Annotated in this window: 26 protein-coding genes and 1 tRNA gene; 10 read left to right on the top strand and 17 right to left on the bottom strand. The window is 68.4% G+C overall.

Features of this window, described 5'->3' with window-relative positions:
* Nucleotides 1-2: 2 nt before the first annotated feature.
* From BHD05_RS06325 to BHD05_RS06315, 3 genes are all read right to left on the bottom strand, one after another.
* The gene (locus BHD05_RS06325; protein ID WP_161885682.1) at nucleotides 3-896 is read right to left on the bottom strand and encodes a carbohydrate ABC transporter permease; all 894 of its coding nucleotides are present in this window, start codon (nucleotides 894-896) and stop codon (nucleotides 3-5) included.
* Nucleotides 893-1,861, bottom strand: coding sequence for a carbohydrate ABC transporter permease (locus tag BHD05_RS06320; protein WP_236966678.1), 969 nt, complete (start codon nucleotides 1,859-1,861; stop codon nucleotides 893-895). The genes BHD05_RS06325 and BHD05_RS06320 overlap by 4 nt, the downstream gene beginning before the upstream one ends.
* A gap of 117 nt (nucleotides 1,862-1,978) precedes the next feature.
* Nucleotides 1,979-3,280, bottom strand: a complete 1,302-nt coding sequence (locus tag BHD05_RS06315) for an ABC transporter substrate-binding protein (protein ID WP_236966677.1) — start codon at nucleotides 3,278-3,280, stop codon at nucleotides 1,979-1,981.
* A 199-nt stretch (nucleotides 3,281-3,479) separates the two neighbouring features.
* Between BHD05_RS06315 and BHD05_RS06310 the strand changes: the two genes are divergently transcribed.
* Nucleotides 3,480-4,253 carry a FadR/GntR family transcriptional regulator gene (locus BHD05_RS06310; RefSeq protein WP_161885680.1) on the top strand — a complete coding sequence of 258 codons (774 nt, stop codon included), beginning with the start codon at nucleotides 3,480-3,482 and terminating at the stop codon, nucleotides 4,251-4,253.
* 126 nt (nucleotides 4,254-4,379) lie between these two features.
* On the opposite strand, the gene BHD05_RS06305 is transcribed toward BHD05_RS06310, so the two are convergent.
* Nucleotides 4,380-4,904, bottom strand: a complete 525-nt coding sequence (locus BHD05_RS06305; RefSeq protein WP_236966676.1) for a gluconokinase — start codon at nucleotides 4,902-4,904, stop codon at nucleotides 4,380-4,382.
* Nucleotides 4,905-5,178: 274 nt separating this feature from the next.
* On the opposite strand from BHD05_RS06305, the gene gndA reads away from it, so the two are divergent.
* A complete protein-coding gene (gene gndA / locus BHD05_RS06300; RefSeq protein WP_161885679.1) occupies nucleotides 5,179-6,639 on the top strand; it encodes an NADP-dependent phosphogluconate dehydrogenase in 1,461 nt (486 codons plus the stop codon).
* Between the two features lie 22 nt (nucleotides 6,640-6,661).
* On the opposite strand, the gene BHD05_RS06295 is transcribed toward gndA, so the two are convergent.
* Nucleotides 6,662-7,951 carry an LCP family protein gene (locus BHD05_RS06295; protein ID WP_161885678.1) on the bottom strand — a complete coding sequence of 430 codons (1,290 nt, stop codon included), beginning with the start codon at nucleotides 7,949-7,951 and terminating at the stop codon, nucleotides 6,662-6,664.
* 66 nt (nucleotides 7,952-8,017) lie between these two features.
* Between BHD05_RS06295 and BHD05_RS06290 the strand changes: the two genes are divergently transcribed.
* Nucleotides 8,018-8,380, top strand: coding sequence for a hypothetical protein (locus BHD05_RS06290; RefSeq protein WP_161885677.1), 363 nt, complete (start codon nucleotides 8,018-8,020; stop codon nucleotides 8,378-8,380).
* Between the two features lie 4 nt (nucleotides 8,381-8,384).
* On the opposite strand, the gene BHD05_RS06285 is transcribed toward BHD05_RS06290, so the two are convergent.
* From BHD05_RS06285 to BHD05_RS06270, 4 genes are all read right to left on the bottom strand, one after another.
* Nucleotides 8,385-9,743, bottom strand: a complete 1,359-nt coding sequence (locus tag BHD05_RS06285) for a CoA transferase (protein WP_161885676.1) — start codon at nucleotides 9,741-9,743, stop codon at nucleotides 8,385-8,387.
* Nucleotides 9,744-9,756: 13 nt separating this feature from the next.
* Nucleotides 9,757-10,734 carry a ribose-phosphate diphosphokinase gene (locus BHD05_RS06280; RefSeq protein ID WP_161885675.1) on the bottom strand — a complete coding sequence of 326 codons (978 nt, stop codon included), beginning with the start codon at nucleotides 10,732-10,734 and terminating at the stop codon, nucleotides 9,757-9,759.
* A gap of 40 nt (nucleotides 10,735-10,774) precedes the next feature.
* Nucleotides 10,775-12,211: a bifunctional UDP-N-acetylglucosamine diphosphorylase/glucosamine-1-phosphate N-acetyltransferase GlmU gene (glmU, locus tag BHD05_RS06275; protein WP_161885674.1), complete on the bottom strand. Its 1,437-nt coding sequence runs from the start codon at nucleotides 12,209-12,211 to the stop codon at nucleotides 10,775-10,777.
* A 42-nt stretch (nucleotides 12,212-12,253) separates the two neighbouring features.
* Nucleotides 12,254-12,325: transfer RNA gene (locus tag BHD05_RS06270), tRNA-Gln, on the bottom strand.
* 114 nt (nucleotides 12,326-12,439) lie between these two features.
* Between BHD05_RS06270 and BHD05_RS06265 the strand changes: the two genes are divergently transcribed.
* Nucleotides 12,440-12,931, top strand: coding sequence for a MarR family winged helix-turn-helix transcriptional regulator (locus BHD05_RS06265; protein ID WP_161885673.1), 492 nt, complete (start codon nucleotides 12,440-12,442; stop codon nucleotides 12,929-12,931).
* Nucleotides 12,932-13,044: 113 nt separating this feature from the next.
* On the opposite strand, the gene BHD05_RS06260 is transcribed toward BHD05_RS06265, so the two are convergent.
* The 7 genes from BHD05_RS06260 to BHD05_RS06230 all read right to left on the bottom strand — a co-directional run bounded on the left by BHD05_RS06260 (nucleotide 13,045) and on the right by BHD05_RS06230 (nucleotide 19,894).
* Nucleotides 13,045-14,862 carry an ABC-F family ATP-binding cassette domain-containing protein gene (locus BHD05_RS06260; protein ID WP_161885672.1) on the bottom strand — a complete coding sequence of 606 codons (1,818 nt, stop codon included), beginning with the start codon at nucleotides 14,860-14,862 and terminating at the stop codon, nucleotides 13,045-13,047.
* A gap of 83 nt (nucleotides 14,863-14,945) precedes the next feature.
* Nucleotides 14,946-15,350 (bottom strand): DapH/DapD/GlmU-related protein, encoded by a 405-nt coding sequence (locus BHD05_RS06255; protein WP_161885671.1) that lies wholly within the window; start codon nucleotides 15,348-15,350, stop codon nucleotides 14,946-14,948.
* Nucleotides 15,351-15,941: 591 nt separating this feature from the next.
* Nucleotides 15,942-16,928 (bottom strand): hypothetical protein, encoded by a 987-nt coding sequence (locus tag BHD05_RS06250; protein WP_161885670.1) that lies wholly within the window; start codon nucleotides 16,926-16,928, stop codon nucleotides 15,942-15,944.
* Between the two features lie 246 nt (nucleotides 16,929-17,174).
* On the bottom strand, nucleotides 17,175-17,696 hold the full coding sequence (locus BHD05_RS06245) for a molybdenum cofactor biosynthesis protein MoaE (RefSeq protein WP_335920178.1): 522 nt from the start codon (nucleotides 17,694-17,696) through the stop codon (nucleotides 17,175-17,177).
* On the bottom strand, nucleotides 17,689-18,168 hold the full coding sequence (locus BHD05_RS06240; protein ID WP_236966675.1) for a MogA/MoaB family molybdenum cofactor biosynthesis protein: 480 nt from the start codon (nucleotides 18,166-18,168) through the stop codon (nucleotides 17,689-17,691). The genes BHD05_RS06245 and BHD05_RS06240 overlap by 8 nt, the downstream gene beginning before the upstream one ends.
* Nucleotides 18,165-18,596: a cyclic pyranopterin monophosphate synthase MoaC gene (gene moaC, locus BHD05_RS06235; RefSeq protein WP_161887383.1), complete on the bottom strand. Its 432-nt coding sequence runs from the start codon at nucleotides 18,594-18,596 to the stop codon at nucleotides 18,165-18,167. Before moaC ends, BHD05_RS06240 begins: the two co-directional genes overlap by 4 nt.
* 44 nt (nucleotides 18,597-18,640) lie before the next feature.
* On the bottom strand, nucleotides 18,641-19,894 hold the full coding sequence (locus BHD05_RS06230; protein WP_236966674.1) for a molybdopterin molybdotransferase MoeA: 1,254 nt from the start codon (nucleotides 19,892-19,894) through the stop codon (nucleotides 18,641-18,643).
* A 58-nt stretch (nucleotides 19,895-19,952) separates the two neighbouring features.
* Between BHD05_RS06230 and BHD05_RS06225 the strand changes: the two genes are divergently transcribed.
* Nucleotides 19,953-20,870 carry an MTAP family purine nucleoside phosphorylase gene (locus BHD05_RS06225; RefSeq protein ID WP_161885669.1) on the top strand — a complete coding sequence of 306 codons (918 nt, stop codon included), beginning with the start codon at nucleotides 19,953-19,955 and terminating at the stop codon, nucleotides 20,868-20,870.
* The gene (locus tag BHD05_RS06220) at nucleotides 20,867-21,934 is read left to right on the top strand and encodes an NAD-dependent epimerase/dehydratase family protein (RefSeq protein ID WP_161885668.1); all 1,068 of its coding nucleotides are present in this window, start codon (nucleotides 20,867-20,869) and stop codon (nucleotides 21,932-21,934) included. The genes BHD05_RS06225 and BHD05_RS06220 overlap by 4 nt, the downstream gene beginning before the upstream one ends.
* A gap of 19 nt (nucleotides 21,935-21,953) precedes the next feature.
* On the opposite strand, the gene BHD05_RS06215 is transcribed toward BHD05_RS06220, so the two are convergent.
* On the bottom strand, nucleotides 21,954-23,618 hold the full coding sequence (locus BHD05_RS06215; RefSeq protein ID WP_335920177.1) for a molybdopterin-dependent oxidoreductase: 1,665 nt from the start codon (nucleotides 23,616-23,618) through the stop codon (nucleotides 21,954-21,956).
* A gap of 85 nt (nucleotides 23,619-23,703) precedes the next feature.
* On the opposite strand from BHD05_RS06215, the gene BHD05_RS06210 reads away from it, so the two are divergent.
* Genes BHD05_RS06210 through BHD05_RS06195 form a run of 4 tightly spaced genes read left to right on the top strand, consistent with a single transcriptional unit; the run spans nucleotide 23,704 to nucleotide 26,371 of the window.
* Nucleotides 23,704-24,411 carry a glycosyltransferase family 2 protein gene (locus BHD05_RS06210; RefSeq protein ID WP_161885667.1) on the top strand — a complete coding sequence of 236 codons (708 nt, stop codon included), beginning with the start codon at nucleotides 23,704-23,706 and terminating at the stop codon, nucleotides 24,409-24,411.
* Nucleotides 24,408-25,064, top strand: a complete 657-nt coding sequence (locus BHD05_RS06205; RefSeq protein ID WP_161885666.1) for a TIGR04282 family arsenosugar biosynthesis glycosyltransferase — start codon at nucleotides 24,408-24,410, stop codon at nucleotides 25,062-25,064. The genes BHD05_RS06210 and BHD05_RS06205 overlap by 4 nt, the downstream gene beginning before the upstream one ends.
* Entirely contained in the window at nucleotides 25,061-25,819 is a 759-nt protein-coding gene (locus tag BHD05_RS06200; RefSeq protein ID WP_161885665.1) for a class I SAM-dependent methyltransferase, read from the top strand. The genes BHD05_RS06205 and BHD05_RS06200 overlap by 4 nt, the downstream gene beginning before the upstream one ends.
* A 60-nt stretch (nucleotides 25,820-25,879) precedes the next feature.
* Complete coding sequence (locus BHD05_RS06195) at nucleotides 25,880-26,371, top strand: universal stress protein (RefSeq protein ID WP_161885664.1); 492 nt, start codon at nucleotides 25,880-25,882, stop codon at nucleotides 26,369-26,371.
* Nucleotides 26,372-26,382: the final 11 nt, after the last annotated feature.

The raw sequence follows: 26,382 nt of genomic DNA, 5'->3' as shown, positions 1-26,382 counted from the left end.
CGTTAGCCCTTCGTGGCGCCGGCGGTGAGGCCCGACACGATGTACTTCTGTGTGAACAGGGCGATGACCATGATGGGCACCGTGATTACGACCGCCGCGGCCATCAGCCCGCCCCAGTCGATGCTCGCGTAGGCCACAAAGTCGAAGATCGCAACCGGCAGCGTCTTGGTGCTCGAGCCGGAGAGCACGAGAGCGAACATGAAGTTGTTCCAGGAGAAGATGAACGACAGGATGCTCGCGGTCGCGACGCCGGGCACCGACAGCGGCAGCGCGATCCTGAAGAAGGCTCCGATCGGCGTGAGTCCGTCGACCTGGCCCTGCTCCTCGAGCTCGAGCGGCAGCGAATCGAAGAACGAGATCATGATGAAGACGAACAGCGGCATCAATACGAACATGTGCGAGAGGATCAGCACGCCGTAGCCGCCAACGAGGCCGAGGTTCGAGAAGACGAAGTACCACGGCACGAGCAGGCTGACGCCCGGGATGATTCGCGCCATGAGCACAAGGGCTGCGGACTTCTTCATGACGAAACGGCTCATCGAGTACGCGGCAGGCACCCCGAGGATCATCGACAGGACGGTCGACCAGACGCCGATCCAGAAACTGTTGAAGATGTACTGCAGGTACGACGCCTGCCCGAACACCGTCTCGTAGTTCTGCAGCGTCGGCGAGAATACGAACGCTGCCGACGGGTCATAAATATCGACGGTGGTCTTGAGAGACGACAGCACCATCCACACGAGCGGCGCGAGGAAGGTCAGGACGATGGCGACGAGCGCCGCGACGCGGAAGATGCCATAGGCCCGCGTTGCAGGATGCTTGGGCCGCTTCGTGAATGACAGCGCCAGCCTCGTCTCCTCCGGCAGGGTTGCTTTCTTGTCGACGACAGAACTCATCGGTTGCTCCTCTTCTTGCGAGCGGTCAGGAGCCAGATGCAGCCGACGATCATCATGAAGAAGATGATCAGGACGGCCGAAGACATCCCGTAGTCGTTGTAATCGAAGCTCAAGCCGTAGGCGTAGACGTTCAGGGTCTCGACCTCGTGGAACGATCCTCCACCCTTGCCTTTGGTGGCGTAGAGGATGTCGAAGGTCTTCAGTGCGTCGATGCCGCGCAACAGGATCGCGGTGATGAACACGGGCATGACGAGCGGGAAGGTGACGTACCAGAAGCGCTGCCAGGCACTTGCGCCATCGACGCGAGCCGCTTCATCCGGCTCGTCAGAGAGCGAGGTGAGGCCGGCGAGCAGGATGAGCACAACCATGGGCGTCCACTGCCAGATGTCGACGAACATGAGGGTCGTGAGCGCGGTGTCCTGACCGGCGAGCCAGGGCTGGGCCGGAATACCGAACCAGGACAGAGCCTGGTTGGCGAAGCCGATGTTGGGGTCGAGGATGAGGCTCCACATCATGCCCACCGCGACCGGGGTTGCGACGAGGGGCAGCAGGATTGCGACGCGTACCCACTTCTCGCCGCGGAACGGCCGCCAGAGCAGCAGGGCGATCGCCATTCCGAGCGCCATCTCGAAGGCGAGCGCGCCACCCGTGAAGTAGACGGTGCGACCGACAGCTGGCCAGAACCGGTCGAAGTCGGTGAGCACCTCGCCGTAGTTCTGGAGGCCGATGAACTCAGAATCGGACCGCACGGAACCCGAGGAATCAGTGAGGCTCAGGTAGAGCGTCCAGCCGAGCGGGAACGCGATGAGCAGCGCCGTGAAGACCATGGCCGGAGCGGCGAGGACCCACTTGCGGTGCTTATTGGCCCAGCGCGAGAACCCATCAAGAGGGCCCTTCTTCCGGCCGTTTTTCTGAGAATTGGCCACAGCTACGGGGCTGCTCTTGCGGTTAGCGACGATGCTCACCAGTTACCTCTTTCCGCTGCACCACCGGGAGGCGGGGCCGGGCGTCGTTGTTACGGAATTGCTCACGGTGTGACGGGCCGCCTGCCATTGCGGCTGGCGGCCCGTCACCGAGTGGTGTTACTCCTCGTCGTCCAGGAACTCCTGGAACTGCGCCTGCGCATCCTCAATGGCTCCGTCGACGTCGCCACCGGTGATGGAAACGACAATCGGCAGTCCGACAATTTCACGGGCTTCGGCGACCGAGATCACCTGCGGCCGGTCGAAACCGACGCCGCCTTCAAAGCTCGCGTTGATCGCCTCAACGAGGTCAGCCGGGTAGTCCTCGGTGGCCGAGGGGTCTTCCCAGACCGAGATGCGCGAACCGGGAACGCCAGCCTGCTGGATCTCGAGCATCTTCTCCTGGCTCGTCGCCCACTGGATGAACTCCCACGCGTTCTCGGAGTTCTCCGATTCGGCGGCGATTCCGAGCGCCCAGGAGGGCACGTTGTAGGGATGCGATCCCTCAGCGCCGGCGGGGAACTGTGCGAATCCGACCCTGTCCGAGATCGTGGAGCTGGCCGGGTCCGTCGCGTTCTTGTAGAGGCTGTCCGCCTCGGTGTAGAACGCCGCGTTGCCCTGCGTGAAGATCGCCATCGCCTCTGGCCAGCTCATGTCGGTCGACACGTTCTCCGGGCCGTGCTCGCGGATCAGCGTGCCGTAGAGCTCGTACGCTTCCTTGGCTGCATCCGTGTCGAGGTTCGCGTTGCCGTCTTCGTCGATCCAGGCGCCGCCCTCGCTGTAGAGAAAGCTGCTGAACTGGGTGACCGCAGCTGATGCAGCGGTGCGCGCCACAAAGCCGGCGACCCCAGGGTTCTCCGAGGCGATCTTCGCTGCTGCCTCTTCGAGCTCCTCGAGCGTGGTCGGAACTTCGAGCCCCGCTGCCTCGAGCAGGTCGGTGCGGTAGTAGAGCACTTCGCGCTCGGTGATGATCGGCACGCCGACCACAGCGTCGTCGAATGTCGTCGCTCCGACCGGACCCTCCTGGAAGTCGTCCCAGTTCCAGTCCTCGGCCGAAGTAACCTGGTCGGTGATGTCCGCGATCCAGTTGTTCTGTGCGAAGAGCTTGCCCTCCTGGAGTGGGCGGTACATCATGACGTCGATTTCGTCCGTGCCAGCGTTGAGCTTCACGTTGTACTGGTCGGAGAGCTGGTCTTCACCGAGCTGCGTGAGGTTGACGGTGATGCCGCTCTGTTCCTCGAACTCCGGGAGCGACTCCTTTATGGCGTCGGTCCAGACGTGGTTAGCGAGGGTGATGTTGAGAACATCGGATCGTTCTTCGCTGCCGCCGCCGCTTTCGCTGCTGCATGACGCCAGGGTTCCCACGGCGAGAATCGCTGCTGTGGTGATTCCGGCGACGCGCAGAACTCTTGGATTCTTCACGTTCGTCTCCATTCCTGAGCCGACGCATCAGTGCGCGAACTCAACGCAAATGCATCGTTACATCTGCCTTAGTCCTCGAGAGTAACCTCAATAGTCTGATCTTTACAACCACCAACATCAGACGGATATGTTTTGATCGCAATAAGTCAGACTTATGCAACTCAGAGGTTTGCATGGATATGATCTGAATGTGAATGCCATGGCCGATGACGCCCAACCTCCCGCGCGGCCGGGATTCGTGGCGGCACGAACCCACCAGGCACCCGGGCTGCACAACCAGATTCTCGACGAACTGGGTCAGGCCATTTGCGAGGGGCGGATGCCGGAGGGCCTGACCTTCACCGCCGAAGAGCTGGAGAACCGCTACCAGGTGTCGCGATCTGTGATCAGGGAGAGCCTGCGCGCGCTCGAGGCGATGGGAATGGTGACGTCCAAGCGCAAGGTGGGCAACCGCATCCTGCCGATGAGCGAATGGAACGTCTACGATCTCAGCGTGATCAGGTGGCGCCTCGCGGGCCACGGGCGAATCGACCAGCTCCGCTCGCTCAACGAGCTGCGCACCGCGATCGAGCCGCAGGCGGCGAAGCTCGCTGCGACTCGCGGGGAGCTCAGTCAGGCCAGCGACCTCATGGGCCTCGCCGGGCGCCTCTGGGCGGCCGGGCGCAGCGGAAACCAGGAACAGTTTCTCGAGATCGACATCGAGTTCCACGCGCTCGTCATGGAGATGAGCGGCAACGAGATGTTCTCGCGGCTCAACAGCCTCGTCTCCGAGGTGCTCACCGGACGCACCCACTACGGGCTCATGCCGAAGTACCCACACGACGAGGCTCTCCAGCTGCACGTGGATGTCGCCAACGCCATCCAGAGCGGCAACGCGGATGCCGCCGGCGCCGCCATGCTCGGCATCATGGCGCGCACCATCGACGAGCTCGGGGAGCTGTGGGACCAGGGGCACGACACCGCCGCCAGTTGAGCAGGTCGCGCGGCCCACAGAGTGATTGTGCCCGTTTGTGACGTCTGCACCCGGTCGACCGGGCGCGTCTGCCACGAGTGGGCACAATTATGAATACGTGTCGGCAGCGGAGCGGAGCGGAGCGCGCTACCGAACCGACTGCAAACGCCGGATTCCCGCCAGCGCGTTCGCCGTGACCTCACGCGGCGGCGGCGCGATGTCGACGAGAACACCCGCCTCGTCGGTCTCCAGCGCCTCGAGAGTTGCCAGTTGCGAGTCGAGCAGGGCCGCAGGCATGAACTCGTGCACCCGCGGCCCGATGCGGGACCGCAACAGCTCGCGCGACCCGTCCAGAAGCACGAAGACTGTATCTGCGGCTTTCGTGCGCAGCCGGTCCCGGTGCAGCCGTTTGAGCGCCGAGCACGCGACGACGGGAGGCACACCGTTCTCATCCCTTCGAGCGAGGGCCTCGCCCACCAGGTCGAGCCAGGGCCAGCGCTCGTCGTCGTCGAGCGGCTGCCCCGCAGCCATCTTCGCCTTGTTGGCGACCGGATGCAGGTCGTCGGCATCGATGAACGCACGCCCGAGCGCGAGCGCGATGTCGCGGCCGACGGTGGACTTGCCGCAGCCGGCCACGCCCATCACGACGATGGGCGGATCCTTGTCGCTCACTGCCCTGCCTCTCCGGGACGCCGCGAGGAGCCGACAGCGCCCGAAGTCAGGTTACCGAATCGCGAGCTCCTGCGACCTCTGGCGCCGACCTCACCGCCCGTGCAGCGCCAGGTGACGCCCGCGACATGCCCAATTTGCTAGCGTGGTCGTAGATGCCACCGATCGGGCGCTCCGAGCGCCAGCACCGCAGCATCCCCTTCGCTTTCACCGCCACGGCACACAGCCTGAGCGGTCATCAACCCAACTGGACGTCCACCCCACTGAGGAGAAATTCATGGCCGAAACACACAACGCAACGGCAAACATCGGAGTGGTCGGCCTGGCGGTGATGGGCTCCAACCTCGCCCGAAACCTCGCCAGCCGCGAGGGCAACACGGTAGCCGTCTACAACCGCTCCCCCGAGCGCACCGACCTGCTCACGACCGAGCACCCCGAGGCTGGCTTCGTCGCCTCGAAGTCGATCGCCGACTTCGCCGCATCGCTCCAGAAGCCGCGCACCGCGATCATCATGGTGCAGGCCGGCAGGGGAACGGATGCCGTCATCGAGCAGCTCACCGCGGCATTCGAGCCAGGCGACATCATTGTCGACGGCGGCAACGCGCTCTTCACCGACACCATCCGCCGCGAGAAGGCCGTGCGCGAGACCGGAATCAACTTCGTCGGCGCCGGCATCTCCGGAGGCGAGGAGGGCGCACTGCTCGGCCCCTCGATCATGCCGGGCGGATCCGTCGAGGCCTACAAGACTCTCGGCCCGATCCTCTCCTCCATCGCCGCGGTCGTCGACGGAGAGCCATGCGTGACCCACATCGGCACCGACGGCGCCGGCCACTTCGTCAAGATGATCCACAACGGCATCGAGTACGCCGACATGCAGCTGATCGCCGAGGCCTACGACCTGCTGCGAACGGCCGTTGGCCTCACTCCCGCCGAAATAGCGGACGTCTTCACCGAATGGAACACGGGCGAGCTCGAGTCGTACCTCATCGAGATCACCGCCGAGGTACTTCGCCAGGTCGATGCGACCACGGGCGAGCCCTTCGTCGACATCGTGCTCGACCAGGCCGGCTCCAAGGGCACCGGAGTGTGGACAGTGCAGACCGCCCTCGACCTCGGAGTTCCGGTTTCGGGAATCGCGGAGGCCGTCTTCGCCCGCGCGGTGTCGTCGAAGCGCGCGCAGCGGGCCGCGGCATCCGCTCTGCCTGGTCCGTCGGCACAGTGGCACGTCGAAGACAACGACGCGTTCATCGAAGACGTGCGCCGCGCCCTCTACGCGTCGAAGATCATCGCCTACAGCCAGGGCTTCGACGCGATCGTCGCGGGCGCCGAGCAGTACGGCTGGGACATCAAGAAGGGCGATGTCGCAAAGATCTGGCGTGGCGGATGCATCATCCGCGCGGTATTCCTCAACCGCATCACCGAGGCCTACGCCGAGAACCCGGGCCTCGTCTCCCTCGTGACCGCGCCGTACTTCACCGAGGCCCTCGCCGGCACCCAGGACTCCTGGCGCCGCGTGGTCGCCGGATCCGCCCTCTCGGGCATCCCGACCCCGGCGTTCTCCTCGTCGCTCGCCTACTACGACAGCCTGCGCTCGAAGCGCCTGCCCGCCGCCCTCGTGCAGGGCCAGCGAGACTTCTTCGGTGCGCACACCTACAAGCGCGTCGACATGGTGGGCACCTTCCACACGCTGTGGAGCGGGGACCGCACCGAGGTCGAGTCAGAGGGCAGCTCGCACTAGCCGACGCCAGCCGCGCCGGCTGCTATCCGCCGGGATGCCCAGCGGTCTGCCCGGCGCTGCAGGTGACGTCGCCAGCGGTCGTGCCCTGAATGGTCTCCGGCAGCTCGACCCGAGTGGGCGGTGCGTCCGGGGCGGGCGAGCCGCTGGCCACCGGCGCAGTCGGGTCAACCGGATCCGCGGTCGCCGTGGGGCTCGGCTCGGGGCTCGGCTCGGGCGCATTCGGGTCGGCGACCGTACCGCCACCCGTGCCGCCGGTGAGCCCGATCGGCAGGTCGGCCTCGAGCGCGGCGAACAGCTCTGCCGCGGCATCCGCGATCGGCACCACGCCGGACTGGCCACCAATAGTGGCGTCGGCAATCGGGTACCTCACGAACACGACCTCGTCGAGGGGGATGTCTTTGAGGGCGCCCGCGATCGAAACCATGGTGTCGACATTGCGCAGGCTGTTGGAGAATTCGAGGTTCCGCGAGGCGGCACTCGCGATGCCGTAGAGCTTCACCGGGTTCGAGAGCGTCTCAGAGCTCTTGAGGGTGCGCACGAGCGACGAGAGGAACTGCTGCTGGTTGCTGATTCTGGTCAGGTCGCTCCCGTCGCCGACTCCGTAGCGCGTGCGGAGGAACTGCAGAGCGTCTACCCCGGAGAGTGTGTGCATTCCGGCATCCAGCTTGAAGGGAATATTGCGGTCGTCGATCGGGCTTGCGACGCACACCTCGACACCTCCGACGGCGTTGGACATCTCGATGACGCCGTCGAACTCGATCTTTGCGGCATACGGGATATCCAACCCGGTCAGGTTCTCCACCGTGAGCACGGGGCAGGCGAGGCCGCCGCGAGAGAGCGACTGGTTGATCTTCTGACTGGATACTGCGGGGTAGCTGGCGCCGTCCGGGTTCGGGCACACGGGCATATCGACGAACATGTCGCGCGGGAAGCTCACGACGGTGGCCCGCTTGTGATCTTCCGAGATGTGCAGCAGCATCGTCACATCGTTGAGGGTGGCCTCCCGCGCGCCGTAGGCGAGGTTACCCTCGCCGCTGTCACTCCCGACGAGGAGCAGGTTGACCGCGCCCTCGATCGCGCCGATCTTCGGCCCATCCTCCTCACCGGGCAGCGCCACGCCGGGCTTGATCTCTGAGGCGATGTTGTGGACCGCGATGGCGGCGATGCTCACGGTGCTCACGAGCAGAACGGCGAGCGACGCAGCCACGAACTTGAGCACGCCTGCAGCAGGATTTCCGGCTTTCAACTGCCCATGTCGGGCGAGCGGAGCCGGCGTTGCCGCCTGAGCGGGCTGCGGGGAGGGTGTGGACATTATTTTGATGATATCGGACGGCCGTCGATTCACTCTGGGAGCTCTTCCGTGGAAGACTGGGCTGCCATGACCGACGAGCATCCCGAACTGAGCGGCTACGAGCCTGGCGACGGACGTCCGCTGCGCGGCCCGCGCCTCGTGCTCGCCATGCGGGTCGTCGTGATCGTCGGGATCATCGCGCTTGTGCTGCCCGGCATCATCACGATTTTCTCTGTCGGTGGGAACACCGCCGACCGGTCCTGCGCCCAGTGGGTCGCGTTCGCGCGCCCGGACGCGACGGAATCGTCCGCGCGCTTCGAGTTCTTCGGGCCCGGCGGCGTCGGCTGGCAGTGCTACTCGATCGGCGGCTTCGGCAACGACCAGCTGGTGGCCTCCCTCGGCATCATCCCGAGCGGGGCGCGCCTGCCGATTCCGACGATCGGTTCCTAGCGGTTCAGGCCCAGCGGGCGTCGTCGGCGCCGAGGTCGCGAGGGGGCCTCGTGAAGCCGAACTCCACGCCGGCGATCTCGAACGGCGGGCGAAGCATCCGAGCGTCCCCCCACGGGGTTTCGAGCGTCTCCGTCGGCTCGGGTCTGGAGACGAGTTCTCCCCCTGGCGGCAGGTCGCCGCCGGCGGCGAGGGCCGCGCCGACACGAGCGAGTGAGGTGCGAATGACGCGGCCGGTGCCGTCGGTGCGGCGCAGGAGGACAGCCCGGAGCGTCGCCGCGGCGAGGAGGTAGCCCGTGGCGTGGTCGAGGGCCTGCACCGGGAGCGGGGTCGGGGCGTCGGATGCTGCCCACGCCACACCGCGGTGCGCGATGCCGTTGCTCATCTGTACGAGGCTGTCGAAACCGCGCCTGCGTGCCCACGGCCCGGTGAACCCGTAGGCGTTCAGTGACACGTCGATGAGGCCGGGGCGCAGGGCCTGACGCGTCTGCGCATCCAGTCCGAGGTCGTCGAGGGCACCCAAACGGTAGCCATGCACGAGAACATCCGCGGTGCTGATGAGCTCGCGCAGACGCTCCCGGCCCTCGGGGGTTTTCGCGTCGAGGCGCGCAGCACGTTTGCCGAGCGTCATGTTCGGCACGATGGCCGCTTCGTTCCAGCCGGGAGGGTCTACCCGCAGCACCTCGGCGCCAAGGCCGGCAAGAAATCGGGTGGCGACGGGGCCGGCGATCACTCGGGTGAGGTCGAGCACGCGGAGCCCCGCGAGCGGCCGCTCCGGGGTGATCTCCAACCGGTCGCCCTCGGTGCTCGCCGATCCGTCGCGCCAGTCGAGCAGTGGCTCCCGCTGCACCGCTGCACCCTGCGGGTGCGCGAGCCACTCCTGCCGCGAATGCATCACTGCGGCGCACCCTCCCGCGGCAACGACCGCGGTCTCGAGCTCGACCGCATCCCAGCGCCTGACAGCTCGGCCCACGTCGCTCGGGTCGGCCAGCGCTCCGAGCACCGCCAAGGCGGCCGCCCGGTGCGGAGGCGCGTTGGTGTGCAGGCGGATCCAGCCGTTCTTCGCCCGGTAGTTGCGAGCGAGCGGATCCCAGACCGACGGCAGGGTCCAGCCGACCGGCGCGACCGCGGAGCCGAACCAGGCCGACGCGAGCGCGCGGTCGACGGTGACCGGTCGCGCCTCGCCGGTGACCGACTCGACGAGCTCGGCGGCCGCCAGCCCCGCGACGCCGATGCTCGCGACGGCGAGGTCGGTCACCCGGTAGGCGGAGAGCAGGTCGCCCGCTCCGGAAACGGAGAGGCGAGCGACAGCGTCGGGCGGGCCACCGAGGGCGGCTTGGAATTCCGTTACGAAGGGCACCGGCATCCGCGGTCCCTCCCTAGGCGGCGCCGTCGAACATCGACGTGACAGACCCGTCGTTGAACACGGCGCTGATCGCGCGGGCAATGAGGGGTGCGATCGGCAGCACGGTGAGCGTGGGGAACCGCTTCTCCTCGGGGATCGGCAGGGTATCGGTGACGACAACGGAGTCGATGAACTCGCTCTGCAGCAGCTCACGCGCCGGCGGCGAGAACACGGCGTGGGTCGCGGCGACGATCACCCGGGTCGCGCCCTGCGCCTTGAGCGCTTCGGCGGCCTTGGCGATCGTGCGGCCCGTGTCGATCATGTCGTCGACAATGAGGCAGGTACGCCCCTCCACCTCGCCGACGATCTCGCGAACCTCAACCTGGTTGTGCACGCGCGGGTCGCGGCGCTTGTGGATGATTGCGAGCGGGGCGCCGAGCTTGTCGCTCCAGATGTCGGCGACACGCACCCGTCCCATGTCGGGCGAGACGACGGTGAGGCTCGTCGGGTCGAGTATGGGCTTGAAGTGCTCGAGCAGCACCGGCATCGCGAAGAGGTGGTCGACGGGGCCGTCGAAGAAGCCCTGGATCTGGGCGGCGTGCAGGTCGACGCTCATGATGCGGTCAGCGCCGGCCGCCTTGAACAGGTCGGCGACGAGCCGGGCGCTGATCGGCTCGCGGCCGCGGCCCTTCTTGTCCTGGCGGGCGTAGGGGTAGAACGGCGCGACAACGGTGATGCGCTTGGCCGAGGCGCGCTTGAGAGCGTCGACCATGATGAGCTGCTCCATGAGCGCCTCGTTGATGGGAGACGAGTGCGACTGGATCACGAAGGCGTCGCAGCCGCGCACGCTCTCGTCGTATCTCGCATAAATCTCGCCGTTGGCGAAGGTGCGCGCGTCTGTGTGCACGAGGGCCGAGTCGAGGTTCGACGCGATATCCTCGGCGAGTTGCGGATAGGCGCGACCGGAAACCAGAACGAGCCGCTTCTGTCCGTTGATGGTGATGTCGGACAAAAAATTCCCGCTCTCTGCCGGTAAAACCGACTGTGGTGACCTATTCGGTGACGCTTTCACCGGCCGTCGCTGCGGCAACCGCTGCAGTGCTGCCCGGACGATTCGTCCCGACCCAACCGGCCATGTTCCTCTGTGGAGCCACATTGATCGCGAGTGCCCCGGCGGGAACGTCCTTGCGGACGACCGTGCCGGCGCCCGTGTAGGCTCCGTCACCGATTCTAACGGGCGCAACGAACACGTTGTGCGACCCGGTGCGCACGTGCGACCCCACGACGGTCTTGTGCTTGTTCACGCCGTCGTAGTTCGCGGTGATTGTTCCCGCGCCCACGTTCGATCCGATGCCGACCGTCGTGTCGCCGATGTAGCTCAGGTGGGGCACCTTGCTCGAGGCGCCGATGGTCGAATTCTTCGTCTCGACGAAGGTGCCGATCTTGGCGTCGGCACCGAGGATCGTGCCGGGGCGGAGGTACGCGAACGGACCGACGGATGCGCCGGCGCCGATCACCGCGAGCGTCGCGTCGGTGCGCTTCACCGTGGCGCCCTCCCCCACCTCGCAGTCGAGAAGGGTGGTGTCGGGCCCGATTTTCGCGCCGCGCTCGATCTGGGTCGCGCCCTTGATCTGGGTGCCCGGCAACAGTTCCACGTCCTCCGCGAGCGTGGCCGTGACATCGATCCAGGTGGAGACGGGGTCGACGACGGTCACCCCAGCGAGCTGCCAGCCGCGCACGATGCGGGCATTGAGCTCGAGGGCGGCGTTGCCCAGCTGCACCCGGTCGTTGATCCCGGCGACCAGCCAGTGGTCGGTCACGGGAACCGCGGCGATCGTTCCGCCGGCACGCTGGATGCCGGATGCGGCATCCGTGAGGTACTTCTCCCGCTGCGCGTTGTCGGTGCCGATGCTCGCGAGCACCGTGCGCAGCGCTGGCACATCGAAGATGTAGACGCCGGCGTTGACCTCGCGCACGTCGAGCTCGGCGAGCGAGCCGTCCTTCTGCTCGACAATCGCGGTGAACGTGCCGCCGGCGTCGCGGAGGATCCGGCCGTTGCCGGTCGGGTCGTCGAGGATCGCGCTGAGCAGGGTGAGGCTGTTGCCCGCCTCCCGGTGCGCGGCGATGAGCGAAACCAGGGTCTCGGAATCGAGCAGCGGAACGTCAGCGCTCAACACGACGACCTGGCCAGTGAAGTCCTCCGGGAGGTGACCGAGCGCGACCTCGACGGCCCGGCCGGTGCCGGGCAGGTCGTCCTGGTCGGCGATGATCACGTGGGGCGACTGCGCGGTGATGGCCGCGGCGACCGTGTCGCGCTCGTGCCGCACGACGGCGACGATGTGCGCGGCGCCGAGGCGGTCGGCCGTCGCGAGAACGTGGCAGACGAGCGGCATCCCGGCCAGGTCGTGCAGAACCTTCGGCGTGGTCGACTTCATCCGCGTGCCCTGGCCTGCGGCGAGGATGACGACGGCGAGGTTCTCTGAGGTCATGGCTGTGGCTCTTTCCGAGGGGATTCGATCGAACGTCAGGGGCTCCGCCTCCAGGATTCGAACCTGGACCGAACAGCTCCAAAGGCTGTCGTGCTGCCGTTACACTAAGGCGGATCGCGCCACCGGGCGCGCGTCAAGTCTGCCAGATCGATCGGCCGCCGGCGCCCCAGTACGAGTTCACCGCCGGGATCGGCGCGGGCCGCCCCCGTCGGGACGCATAATGGTCGGATGCCCGGAAGCGATGAAGTCGACCGTATCGTCGGCGCGTGGTCCCGCGAGCGTCCCGACCTCGACTTCGCTCCGATGCAGGTGCTCAGCCGCGTCGGCCGGCTCGCCAAGCACCTCGACCGGGCCCGTCGCACGGCCTTCGAGGCATCCGGACTCGACTATTGGGAGTTCGATGTGCTGTCGGCGCTGCGCCGGGCGGGCGAGCCGTACCAGCTGAGCCCGAAGGCGCTGTTACTGCAGACGCTCGTGTCGAGCGGCACGATGACCAACCGCATCGACCGGCTCGTCCACCGCGAGCTCGTCGAGCGACGCACCGACCCTCACGATGGCCGCGGGATCCTCGTGGTGCTGACCATCGAGGGCCTGGCGCGGGTGGATGCCGCGATCAGCACACTGCTGACGTCAGAGGCCGAGGTGCTCGACAACCTGTCGCCGACCGAGCAGGAGCGCCTCGCCGGTCTGCTGCGCAAGCTCAGCCTCGACTTCGACTGAGGGGCGGGCTCACCGGCCACCCCGCAGTACAGGACGCCGAGAACCCACCGCGCAGCATCCGGCCGCAGCCAGCTGACTCAGGCGCCTCAGCCGACTCAGGCGCCTCAGCCGACTCAGGCGCCGAGCAGCTCCGTGAGTTCGAGCCAGCGGAATTCGAGCTCCGCCTGCGCTTTCTCGACCGCCGCAAGCTCCGCCTGGAGCGTGCCGAGCCCGTCATAGTCGCTCTGGTCGTGAGCCGCGAATCTGTTGTGCAGCTCGGTCACCTGGTGGGCGTACTTCTCGAGCTTGCGGCCGGCCGCCGCGAACTCCTTCTGCGCGTTGCGCAGCTCGGCGCCACCGAGCGAGGGCTTGCCGGACGACGTGGAGGTCACGGCCTTCGAAGTGGCTTTTGCCGCGCCGCCGCCCCGCTCGACCGCGCGCAGGGCGAGGTACTCGTCGACGCCGCCGGGCAGGTGGCGCATCCGTCCCTTGAGGATCGCGTACTGGTTGTCGGTGACGCGCTCAAGCAGGTACCGGTCGTGGCTGACGACGATGAGCGTGCCCGGCCAGGAGTCGAGGAGGTCCTCGATCGCGGCGAGGATGTCTGTGTCGAGGTCGTTGGTGGGCTCGTCGAGGATGAGCACGTTCGGCTCGCCGAGCAGGATGAGCAGCAGCTGCAGGCGGCGGCGCTGCCCACCGCTGAGGTCCTTCACCGGGGTGGAGAGCTGCTCGCTCATGAACCCCATGCGCTCGAGGAGCTGCCCCGGGGTGAGCTCCTTGCCACCGGAAACGTAGGAGCTCTTCTGGTTGGCGATGACGTCCATCACGCGGGTGTCGAGAATGTCGGCGAGCTCGTCGAGCTGCTGGCTCAGGATCGCCACGCGCACGGTCTTGCCGCGCTTGACGCGGCCGACGGTGGGCTGCTGGGTTCCGGCGATGAGCGAAAGCAGCGTGCTCTTGCCGGCGCCGTTGACCCCGAGGATGCCGGTGCGCTCGCCCGGTGCGATGCGCCACTCGATGTCGTGGAGCACCTCGCGGGGGCTCTGGTGTGGGTCGGTCGCCGGATACGAGACGCCCACGTCGAGCAGGTCCACGACATCCTTGCCGAGACGTGCGGTGGCGAGCTGGCTGAGGGCAACGGTGTTGCGTGGCGGCGGCTCGTTGGCGATGAGCTCGTTCGCGGCGTCGATGCGGAACTTGGGCTTTGTGGTGCGGGCGGGGGCGCCGCGGCGCAGCCAGGCGAGCTCCTTGCGGGCGAGGTTCTGGCGCTTCGACTCCATGGTCGCGGCCATCATGTCGCGCTCGACGCGCTGCAGGATGTAGGCCGCGTAGCCGCCCTCGAAGGGCTCGATGATGCGGTCGTGGACCTCCCACGTGTCGGTGCACACCTCGTCGAGGAACCACCTGTCGTGAGTGACGACGATGAGTCCGCCCTGGCTGGCGGGCCAGCGCTTCTTGAGGTGCTGGGCGAGCCAGGCGATGCCCTCGACGTCGAGGTGGTTGGTGGGCTCATCGAGAAAGATGACGTCCCAGTCGCCGATCAGCAGCTTGGCGAGGCCGACGCGGCGGCGCTGGCCGCCGGAGAGCTCCCCCATCTTCGCCGACCAGGGCAGGTCGGAGAGCAGCCCGTCGATGACGTCGCGAACCTTCGCGTCGCCGGCCCACTCGTGCTCGTCGAGGTGCCCGACGATCGCCTCGGAAACGACGAGGTCGTCCGGCAGCACGTCGGACTGGTCGAGCATGCCGAGCGTGACGCCGCGGCGCACGGTGACGCGGCCGGAGTCAGGCTCGATGCGGCTCGCAAGGAGGTTCAGCAGGGTCGACTTGCCGTCGCCATTACGACCGACCACGCCGATCCGATCACCCTCGTTGAGGCCGATCGTGACCTTGTCGAAGACGACCCTGGTTGGATATTCGAGATGCAGGGATTCCGCCCCGAGAAGATGTGCCACCGTACGAGACTACGCGGCGCCGGGGCAGGATGAATGCCGAGGGGCCGCGGCACGGCATCCGCGGCGCCTGACGAGCATCACTCCTACGCGGCTGTGGGGTGCTCGTGCGGGTGCCTCACGACCGAGCCGCTGGCAATGCGCTCGTCGCTCGGTACGCGCATCCCCGGGGAGATTGTCACGTCGGAGCCGATCCGCGAGTGGCTGCCGAGCCGGGCTCCTGCGCCGATCCGCGCATCCGCTCCAACTCGAACGTTCGCGCCGATGAACGCGCCGACGCCGACCGTCGCGCCGCTCTCGATCCAACTGCCTGCGCCGATGAACGCGCGGGCGCCGACCCGGGCACCCTTCTCCACGTAGCTGCGTTCATCGAGGAACGCCGTCGCGTCGACCATAGCTCCGGGGGCCACGAACCCGCGGCCGTTGCCGTGCCGGCGGTACCGTGACACCTCGCCGGAGTCGGTCTCTACCTCTTCCCAAATCCTGGCCATGTGCCACCTCCGTGATCCAGGCGGATCGTTAGTTCGATGTGAACAAGAGATTCGACCCGCCGCTGTTCAACCTCAACAATGACTGGAGGGTTGTCATTCCGCGAATTCCCCCGATTCGGGGTCTCACGGCAGTCACTCAGCTTGCGGACATGCGCTCAGCTCGATGGCTACGCCCGCAATGGCCAACTAGGTTGCGTTCACGTCTCGGTGCGTGCCGAGTGCCCTCTCTGCCAGGAACTGCGCCGAGTACGGAGTAGTGGCTGCTGCCGCAGCCGCCTCAACGACCACTACTGCGTACTCAGCACACATCGCGCGCCTCCGAGGCCGGATGCCCGAAAGGACAGTCCGCCACACCAGCACAGTCCGCCACACCAGCACAGTCCGCCACACCAGCACAGTCCGCCACACCACAAGGGTGGCGCGAACCCACCCACCCCGTGACCACGCCGAGTACGGAGTAGTGGCTGCTGCCGCAGCCGCTTCAACGACCACTACTGCGTACTCAGCACACATCGCACGCCTCCGAGGCCGGATGCCCGACCGAAACCGACCAGGCCAGCATCCGCCCGACGAGGGGCACCTCCGCCGCCTTTACAGCGCGATCTCGGCAGCGAGCGCGAGCGCCGCACGCATCCGTGCCGCCGACACTCGCAGACCGAGCCTGTTGCTCACCCTCAGGATCGTTTCGCGCGGTCGCAGGCGCAGGTCATCGCCGGTGAAGCGAAACAGGCGCCAATTGTTGTCCTCGACCCGCTCGCGCCGCAGGATGTCCTTGCGAAACTGCCCTCTCTCTTGGTGGTACTCCCCCTCGTATTCGCCCGCGACGCGAAAAGCTCGCCAGACCAGGTCCGACATCGCGAGGAACCTTCCATCCTCGGTGAAGATCTTCGTGTTGAGCTCTGGCTCGGGAAGACCGGCCGCACCGAACAGCAGGCGAGCGTGCGACTCCCTCCTCGACCGGGGACCGACCCGTACAAGCCCAATCGCCCGCTGGAGCGCTCGCACGTGGCGCTGGCCAGCTCGCGCAGCGACGGCCTCCTCCAACTCGGTGATCGAGCAGAACGGATGGGTGCCCGAGACGAGGAAATCGGCAGCAGCCACCAGGTCCGGCACGCCGACCTGCTCAGCGAGCAGGCACCACGTCAGCGCAGGCGAGGAGATACTGATCCCGGTCCAGTTGCGCAGCGACCCGTGCCTCGTGCCAGGCGCAATCACCTCACCGACTACGACCTCTGTCGGTCGCAGCTGGTGGCTTCTGACGCCCGCGATCGACGCGGCGCGAACTGGCTCGAAAACGGAGATATGGAGCAGACCCTCGTTACCGAGCCTGAGCGGGAGCGGCAACTCGAACAGGCGTGCGGCCGTGCTGTGGCTGAAAAACGCGCGAGGCGACACGAGCTGAAGAGCTCGACACCGGCCAACCAGGTCGAGAGCGAGCGGATCGCCCCGTACCCCCCGGAACGGCGCGGCGAGATCGCTACTGCGCAGACGACTGCGGCTCAGCCCGGCAGCAGCCGCGTCGCCAACCAGAAACGGCCGGCCACGGAACCTTGCGGGAAGTGGCTCAACGTTCGGCATCCGCCAATGATCGCCCCCGTGCGGCACACGCGTCCCAACCGTCCACAGGGGTGCTTGTCGGGCCGAAGCGGATGCCGTCGGTCGCGGATGCCGCGGATGCCATCGGTCGCGTGTACCGGAACCACGCCGAGTACGGACCAATGGCTGCTGCTCGGGCGGCCTCAACGACCACTACTGCGTACTCGACGCGAATTTCGTGAATTTCGCGAACTTCGGGCGCCCTCGTGGGCCCGCCCCGTGCGGCACTCAGCCCAGCGACGCCACCCACTCGGTGGTGCCGTCGGCGAACGCCTGTTCCTTCCAGATCGGCACAGACTCCTTCACCGCGTCGACGAGTCGCGCGCAGGCCGCGAAGGCCTCGGCCCGGTGGGCGGATGCTGCGGCACAGGCAATGGCGATATCGCCGATCTGCAGGGCGCCGATCCGGTGCACCACGGCGAGGTTGACACCCGGGAACTCGGCGGCGACGGAATCTGCGACCGAGGCGATCACGTCGCCCGCCGACGGATGCGCGGTGTAGTCGAGAGTGAGCACGCCGCGTCCCTCGTCGTGGTTGCGCACGACCCCCGCGAAGGAGACGAGCGCGCCGGCGGACGCGGTCGCGACGGCGAGGTCGCACTCCTCGACGGTGATCGGCTCGTCGCTGATGCGCGCGAAGGCGACGCGGGCGACCCCGGCTGAGTCCACCGCCCGAGCAGAGCCGACCCGGCCAGCAGGGTCCGCCGGCCCAGCAGAGTCCATCCGCTCGGCATCCAGAGCATCAGTCATCGTGGTGTCCTCCCGCGAGTTGGTCGAGAACATGATCGACGACTTCGCCGAGCAGCGCCAACCCGTCGCGCACTCCCCCGGTCGATCCGGGCAGGTTCACGACGAAGGTGTTGCCGGCGATGCCCGCCAGGCCGCGGCTCATGAGCGCGAAGGGGGTGCTCGCCGACCCGCGCCGGCGCAGCTCCTCGTGGAAGCCCGACAGGGTCACCGTCAGCAGCGGTGCCGTCGCCTCGGGAGTCCCGTCCCGGGGCGAAATGCCGGTGCCGCCGGTCGTGACGAGTACGTCTACCCCCGAGTCGATCGCGGCGCGCAACGCGACGGCGACCTCTGGCCCATCGGGCACCACGACGGGGCCGTCGACCTCGAATCCGCGCGCGATCAGCCAGTCGCGGATGACGGGGCCGGTGCGGTCCTCGTAGATGCCCATGGCGGCACGCGTTGACGCGGCGACGACCGCGGCACGGCGCGTCACGCCTCGGCCCGCCAGTCGCCCGACTTGCCGCCCTGCTTCTCCAGAACGCGGATGTCGGTGATCACCGCGGTCTTGTCGACGGCCTTGATCATGTCGTAGAGGGTGAGGGCGGCGACGGATGCAGCCGTGAGCGCCTCCATCTCGACCCCGGTCACGGCCCTCGTCGCCACGGTCGCGGTCACAGTGAGCCGGTCGACCGACCCGACAATGTCGACGGTGATCCGGGTGAGCGGCAGCGGGTGACACAGCGGGATGAGCGACGCGGTCTGCTTAGCTGCCATGATTCCGGCGATGCGGGCGGTGCCGATCGCCTCGCCCTTGGGCAGGTCGCCGGTGAGCACCGCGTCGACGACGTCGGCGCGGGTGACGAGCACCGCCTGGGCGACGGCACGGCGCTGGGTCTCGGACTTGCTGCCGACATCCACCATGTGGGCGGAGCCGTCGACGCGCAGGTGGGTCAGCTCGGGGTCGCTCAATCGATGCTCCAGGTTTCGACGGGGGCTCCCGCGTCGAGGTGGGATACCCCGAGCGGAACATGGACAAGAAGAGTGGATGTCGCGTAGCCGTGCAGCAGGTGCGAGCTGGGCCCGCCGACCAGTTCGACGGCGCCGGCGGCATCGAAGCGGCCGCGCCGCACCTGGTGCTTGCCGCCCGGGGAAACGAGCGGCTCGGCGAGGTAGGCGAGCGACGACGCACGCCTCGGCGCGAGCCCGTCGAGCTCGCGCAGCACCGGCCGCAGGAACATTTCGAATGACACGAGCGCGCTCACCGGGTTGCCGGGGAACGCGACAACGGGCCGCTCGAACTGCACGCCGGCGTCGTCGGTGAGGGTCGCGAGCCCGAGTCCCTGCGGTCCGCCCGGCTGCATCGCGACCGAGCTGAAGCTCACCCCGGCCGGCTCGAAGACGTCGCGCACGACCTCGTAGGCGCCCTTGCTGACGCCGCCGGTCGTGAGGATCAGGTCGGCGGACCGGCCGTGGCTCGCGAGGTAGGCGCTCAAAGCGGCCGCGTCGTCGGTCACCGTGCGCACGTCGGCGACGGTGGCCCCGCACTCGGTGACGCCGATCGCCATCGTGGCGCTGTTCGCGTCGTAGATCTGCCCGGATTCGAGCTCGTCGCCGGCCCCGCGCAGCTCGTCGCCGGTCGAGAGCACCAGCACTTTGAGCCGGCGTCGCACGCGCACCTCTCGGATTCCGGATGCCGCGAGCACGCCCCACTGGGCGGCGCCCAGCCTCGTGCCGGCCGGCAACAGCATCCGCCCGCCCTCGAGGTCGCTGCCGCGCGGGCGCACGAACGCGCCGGGGATCGCGGGGGCGGAAAACTCCACCGTGTGTTCGCCCTCCTCGGGAGGGAACGAGTCGGGAATCGACGCTTCGATCGGCACGATCGCATCCGCCCCGACGGGCACGGCCGCACCCGTCATGATCGGCGCGGCGGTGCCGGGCTCGAGCGTGCACACGGGGTCGCCGGCCGCGATCCGCGCTGCGACGGCGAACACCCGGCCGGGCACGGCCTCGACCGAGCGGACCGCGTAGCCGTCCATTTGCGAATTGTCGAACGGCGGATGATCGATCGGTGAGGCCACGTCCGCGGCGAGCACCCGGTCGACGTCGCGGGACCCGGCGAGGGCGGCCGCGTTCACGGCCACGACATCGACAGTGCCGCGATGAGCGAGCGGGGCGAGCAGCGCGCGAACCGCATCCTGATGTTCGGCCACGGTACGCATCCGTCCATCATCACCCACCCGGCAGGGAATCCCCACGCGGGACTGGAAGACTGGCGGCATGAAACCGATCACCGCCTCCGTCGCCGTCATCGGCGGCTCCGGCCTGTACCGCCTGTTCGACCCCGAGACGTCGACGGTGCAGCGCGTCGAGACGCCCTACGGATCGGCGGAGGTCACGATCGGCGAGCTCGGCGGACGCACCGTCGCGTTCCTCACCCGGCACGGGACCGACCACTCGGTCGCCCCGCACCTGATCAACTACCGTGCCAACATCTGGGCGCTCGCCTCCCTCGGGGTCACCGCGATCCTCTCGAGCGCCGCCGTCGGCGGCGTGCACCCGGACTTCCCGCCCGGCACCCTCGTGCTCACCGACCAGTTCATCGACCGGACCTACGGACGTGCCGACACGTTCTACGACCGTGGCTCGGTGCAGCACCTCGCCGCTGCCGACCCGTTCTGCCCGACCCTGCACGCGGTCGCCGCCGCAGCCCTCGACGCCGCCGGTGAGAGCGTCGCCTCGAGCGGCACGGTCGTCGTCATCCAGGGCCCGCGGTTCTCGACCCGGGCGGAGTCGCTCTGGTTCCGGGCGGCCGGCGCACACACCGTGAACATGACGCTGTACCCGGAGGTTCCGCTTGCCGCGGAGCTCAACATCGGCACGGTCAACCTCTCGTTCGTGACCGACGGCGACGCCGGGCTCGCGCCCGTCGCACAGGTGGGCGGGGCTGCGGATACCGAGGAGCCCGACGAGGAGCTCAGCGCCGGACTCGTCTTCGCGCGCCTCGCGGCGGCCCAGCCACGCATCATCGCGGCGATTGAGACGATCATCCGTGCGCTCCCGTCGGACTATTCCCCGCGCGAGCTCGTGGCGTCGGCGGAGGTCGCGGCGGTGCTGTCGCGCGACGTGCTATCGAGGGGCGTGCCGCTCTCCGGCGACACGACCGCTGAGGTCGCTCCGGCCGGGGTCACGTCGTGACCATCCTGATCACCGGCGGGGCCGGATTCATCGGAGGGGCCGTCGTCGACGCCGCGATCGCCGCCGGCCATGCGGTGCGGGTGCTCGACTCGCTGCGCGCCGACGTGCACGGGCCCGACCCTGTCGTCGATCCGCGGGTCGAGTTCGTGCGAGGCGACGTGCGCGATCCGGCGACGGTCGCCGGCGCTCTCGAGGGAGTCGAGGTTGTCTGCCACCAGGCCGCGAAGGTCGGCCTCGGCGTCGACTTTTCGGATGCCCCCGACTATGTGGGCTCGAACGACCTCGGCACCGCGGTGCTGCTGTCCGCGATGGCGGCGGCGGGCATCCGTCGTCTCGTCGTCGCGAGCTCGATGGTCGTCTACGGCGAGGGCAGCTACCGCGGGCCCGCGGGCATCACCCGTCCGGCGGCTCGCCGCGTCGACGACCTCGACGCGGGCCGCTTCGACCCGCGGGACGACAATGGCGACCTGCTCTCCCCCGAGCTCATAACCGAGGACGCGCCCCTCGACCCGCGCAATGTCTACGCCGCGTCGAAGCTCGCGCAGGAGCACCTCGCTACCTCATGGGCGCGCAGCACCGGAGGGGTCGCCGTGGCGCTGAGGTACCACAACGTCTACGGACCGGGGATGCCGCAGAACACCCCGTACGCGGGCGTCGCATCGCTGTTCCGGTCGGCGCTCGAGCTGGGAGAGGCCCCCCGTGTCTTCGAGGACGGCGCACAGCGCCGGGACTTCGTGCACGTGCGCGACGTCGCATCCGCCAACCTCGCCGCGATCGACTGGACGCTCGGCGCGGACCCCGGCACATTCCGGCCGTTCAACGTCGGCAGCGGTGTCGTGCACACGATCGGCGAGATGGCGCAGCAGCTCGCGCAGCACGCGGGTGGCCCGGAGCCGGTCGTCACCGGGGAGTACCGGCTCGGCGACGTTCGGCACATCACCGCGTCGTCGCAGCGGCTCGGGTCGGAGCTCGGCTGGGCTCCCTCGATCACGTTCGAGGAGGGGATGCGCGAGTTCGCCACTGCTCCGCTGCGGGCCGCGGTCGGCGAGGCATCGGCCGGTTGAGCGGAGCGCTTGACGCGGCTCAGCTCACGTTGACTGTCAGGCTGTCCAGCCCGGTCGCACCGTCCGGGGCAACCGGCGCCTTCTCCTCCGTCTGCACGAGCCCGTTGCTGTCGGTGGCGCGCACCTCGATCACGTGGTCGCCCGCATCGGCATCCCACTCGTACGCCCACTGCACCCAGGTGTCGACGGACACCGTGCGGGCCAGCTGCGCGTCTCGCCACTCGCCACCATCAATGCGCACCTCGACGCGTTCGATGCCGATGTGCTGTGCCCATGCCATTCCTGCCACCACGACCGTGCCGGCGCGCAGGCTGGCGCGGGCAGTCGGCGTGTCGATGCGCGAGGACAGCTTGATCGGCCCCCGCTCCGACCAGCCCCGGGGGGTCCAGTAGGCGACGCGGTCGGAGAACCTCGTGACCTCGAGCGAGACGACCCACTTCGTCGCCGAGACGTAGCCATAGAGGCCGGGCACGACCATCCGCACCGGGAATCCGTGCTGCAGCGGCAGGGGCTCCCCGTTCATGCCCACCGCGAGCAGGGCATCCCGGCTCTCATCGAGCAGCACCTCGAGCGGCGTCGAGGCGGTGAATCCGTCGATGCTCGTCGAGAGCACCATGTCGGCCCCGGGCATCGGGCGGGCGCGAGCGAGCAGTTCGCGAATCGGATAGCCGAGCCACATGGCGTTGCCGATGAGGCCACCGCCGACCTGGTTCGAGACGCAGGCGAGGGTGATCAGACTCTCCTGCATCGGCAGCGCGAGCAGCTCATCGAAGTCGATCGTGACGTCGTTTTCGACCATGCCGGTGATGCGCAGCGTCCACTCGCGCGGGTCGACCGACGGAACCTGCAGCGCGGTGTCGATGCGATAGAACGCGTCGTTCGAGGTGACGAACGGGCTGATTCCCTCGACGTCGAGGGTCGCGTCGGCGGGAATCGCGGGTGCCGGGGCCGCTGCCCTGGGCAGACGGATGGCTGCGCGCAGGTCGCCGACCGCGGTTGCCGCCGCTGTCGCAATCCGTGCACCGGCGCCGACCACTGCGCTCACGACTCCGATCGTGATTGCGAGACGGAGGAAGCGGCGGCGCTCGACGCCAGGGCGCACCGACGACGGCAAGGTCGCCCGCGCGTCGGCCGGGCGGGACCCGGATGGATCCACCGCGGCCGGTGGTGCGCCGCGCCACAGCTCGAGTCGGGCGGTGAGAGCCCGGAGCGTCAGGATGCCGAGGGCGGCCCCGGCGAGGGTGGGGATGGCGTGCAGCGGGGTCGCGCCGGCCCGCGTGACGGCCGCGGCGATCGCGATGACGGCGACGAGTCCGATCACGGCCTCGCCCCAGCGCCCTCTCCTCGACTGCACGATCCCGGCCACAACGGCGAACACGAGCACGACGAGTCCGAGGGAAATGAACAGGACGAGCTTGTCGGCGGTGTCGAACAGATCGATCACGAGGGTCTTGAACGCGGGCGGTACGAGATCGACGATGGCCGACCCGACCGCGAGGATCGGATTGCCGATCCCGCCGAGGAACAGCGACACCACCTCGGCCGTCGCGAGTGTGGTGATCGCCGTGACGCCGCCGACGAGTGCGGCCCAGAGGGTGCGTCGGCGTTCGGTCATCCCCGGGGTGCCGGATGCGGCCGTAGCGCGATCCCCGAGGATCGGGTCGGGGGTGGAAGGCGAAGTCACCCAATCACCCTAAGAGGAGTGCCTGAGTTTCCCCCCGAGCGCAAGCCGGTGCCAGCACTCAGCCTCGACCTCATAAGGTTCTCAGGTGCCAGAACCCCGCGTCGACGTCGTCTTACCCTGCCTCAATGAGGAGGGCGCCCTGCCCTGGGTCCTCTCGCGGCTGCCAGACGGCTATCACGCGATCGTCGTCGACAACGGCTCGACGGACCGATCGGCCGAGGTCGCCCGCGAGCTCGGAGCGACCGTCATCCACGAACCCCGCCGGGGCTTCGGCTCCGCCGCCCACGCCGGACTGCTCTCCGCGACCGCGCCGATCGTCGCCTTCTGTGATGCGGATGCCTCAATGGATCCCGCCGACCTCCCCCTCGTCGTCGATCCCGTCGCCGCGGGCGCGGTCGAGCTCGTACTCGGGCGGCGCCGCCCGACGACGAGATCCGCATGGCCGGCGCACGCGCGCGTCGCGAATTGGGCCCTCGCGCAGATGATGCGCGACGCGACCGGCGTCAATCTGCACGACCTGGGACCGATGCGCGCGGCCGGGCGCCCCGCCCTCCTTGCCCTCGAGTTGGCCGACCGGCGCAGCGGCTACCCGCTCGAGATGGTGCTGCGGGCGTCGGCGACCGGATGGCGCATCCGCGAGGTCGACACGCCCTACTCGCCTCGGGTCGGCCGGTCGAAGGTCACCGGCACCGTGCGCGGCACGTTCACCGCGATCAAGGACATGTCGCGCTTGCTCGCCGCGGAGCGCCGCCGACCAACCCAATCGGACCGCGGCTCCGAACGACCCCAGTGACCTCCATCGTTCTCATCGCCAAGGAGACCTTGCCCGGCAAGGTCAAGACCCGGCTGCATCCGCCATTGAGCCTCGAGGCCGCCGCCGAGCTCGCCGCCGCCGCGATCGCCGACACACTCGCCGCGATCGCCGTGGTTCCCGCGACGCGACGCGTTCTGCTTTTCGATGGCGTGAACGTGCCACCCGGCTCCGAGGGGTATGACGTGATGAACCAGGTCTCTGGGGAACTCGATGTGCGGCTGGGTGCGATGTTCGATGAGTGCGACGGCCCGACGGTGCTCATCGGTATGGACACCCCCCAGATCACGGCCGAGATGCTCGCCCCGATGTTCGAACCGTGGCCGCCGGGCGTCGATGCCTGGTTCGGTCCAGCGAACGACGGCGGATTCTGGGCACTCGCCCTCGCCAACCCCAACGGCGACCTCGTGCGGGGAGTGCCGATGTCGCGGGACGATACCGGCAGCATCCAGCTCCAGCGGCTGCGGGATGCCGGGCTCACAGTGCGCGAACTCCCCCAGCTCACCGATGTCGACACGATCGACGACGCGATCACGGTCGCCCGCGCCGCCCCCCTCACCCGTTTCGCGACCGTTCTCGCCCGCCACATCCCTCTCGCCCGCCACGCCCCGTCAACCGAGACGGCCCAGTCGTGAGCCGCACGCTCACCGGCGGAACCGACGACCTCGACGAGGGCGCGACATTCGGCGCCGGTGGCTCGGAACCCTACGCCGCGGCCCTGCGCCGCTCCCACTCCAACGTGCTCTACCTGCACGAGGCCGATGACGGCGCGACCGACTCCAGCCAGACCGGCGGCGACAATGGTGGGGCGGCCCCGATGGACGTGTCGCGCTGGCACGCCGACGCGGATGCCGCCGACCTGAGCCTGCTACGCAGCGTGACGGGTCCCGTGCTCGACATCGGCTGCGGTCCCGGCCGGATGGTGCGCGCGGCCACGGACCTCGGCATCGAGGCGCTCGGCATCGATGTCTCCCCGACCGCCATCGAGGTCGCGACCGAGTCAGGCCTCAGCGTGCTGCTCGGTTCGGTCTTCGAGGAGCTGCCGCTCGAGGGGCAGTGGCAGACCGCCCTGCTCGTCGACGGCAACATCGGCATCGGCGGCGATGTCACGGCGATGCTCGCCCGCTGCGACGAACTGCTCGCGGCCGACGGGGAGATCGTGGTGGAGACGCATCCGGATGCCGCGCGGGACCACACCTATACCGGACGCCTCGTTGACACACACGGCGGGAAGAGTGACCCGTTTCCCTGGGCCGAGATCGGCGTCGACTCACTCATTGCCCTGGCTGCGGCCATCGGGCTCGCGTCGCGCCGGGTCTGGCAGGTCGACGGCCGCACATTCTGTCGCCTCGCGCGCGAGCAGCATCCGAATCCCCTGAACGCCTCGTAGGCTCAGCTACGGAAGGCGTCCGACCGGGACGGCCTCCCACGATCGCTGAACGGGGCACCCATGTCGACGAAGTCCGCACCAGACACCGCTCAACTCGAGCCCATCGCGAGCGGCAGCATCGTCGTCGGGCACGACGGCTCCGTCGACGCCCAGCGCTCGCTCGAGCATGCGTTCGAGTTGGCCGACAAGCTCGGCGCTCCCCTGTGCGTCGTGCGCACCTGGAGCATCGACACGGCACCCCACGGCACCCTCGTCGACTTCGGCATCGTGTCGTCGTTCGCTCAGGTTTCCGACAAGGTGTGCGCTCTGCTCGAGGCGGAGTCGAAGGCTGCTGCCGAGAAGCATCCGTCGGTCGGGGTCGCCTACCGGTCCGCGTTCGGCCACCCCGCCGAGATTCTCCTGGCGCTGTCGGGCGAGGCGCGGATGCTCGTGGTCGGCTCCCGCGGACTCGGCGGCTTCCGCAGCGTCCTCCTCGGCTCGGTCAGCGAGCGGTGTGTGCGGCATGCCGAGTGCCCGGTGCTGGTGGTGCGTCCGAAGAAGGCTCGCGACTAGGGCAGTCACGC

Origin of the sequence: Marisediminicola antarctica, assembly GCF_009930795.1 — a bacterium.
Lineage (GTDB): Bacteria > Actinomycetota > Actinomycetes > Actinomycetales > Microbacteriaceae > Marisediminicola > Marisediminicola antarctica.
Note: the sequence above shows the minus strand (reverse complement) of the source record. Positions and strands in the feature narration are given on the sequence as shown.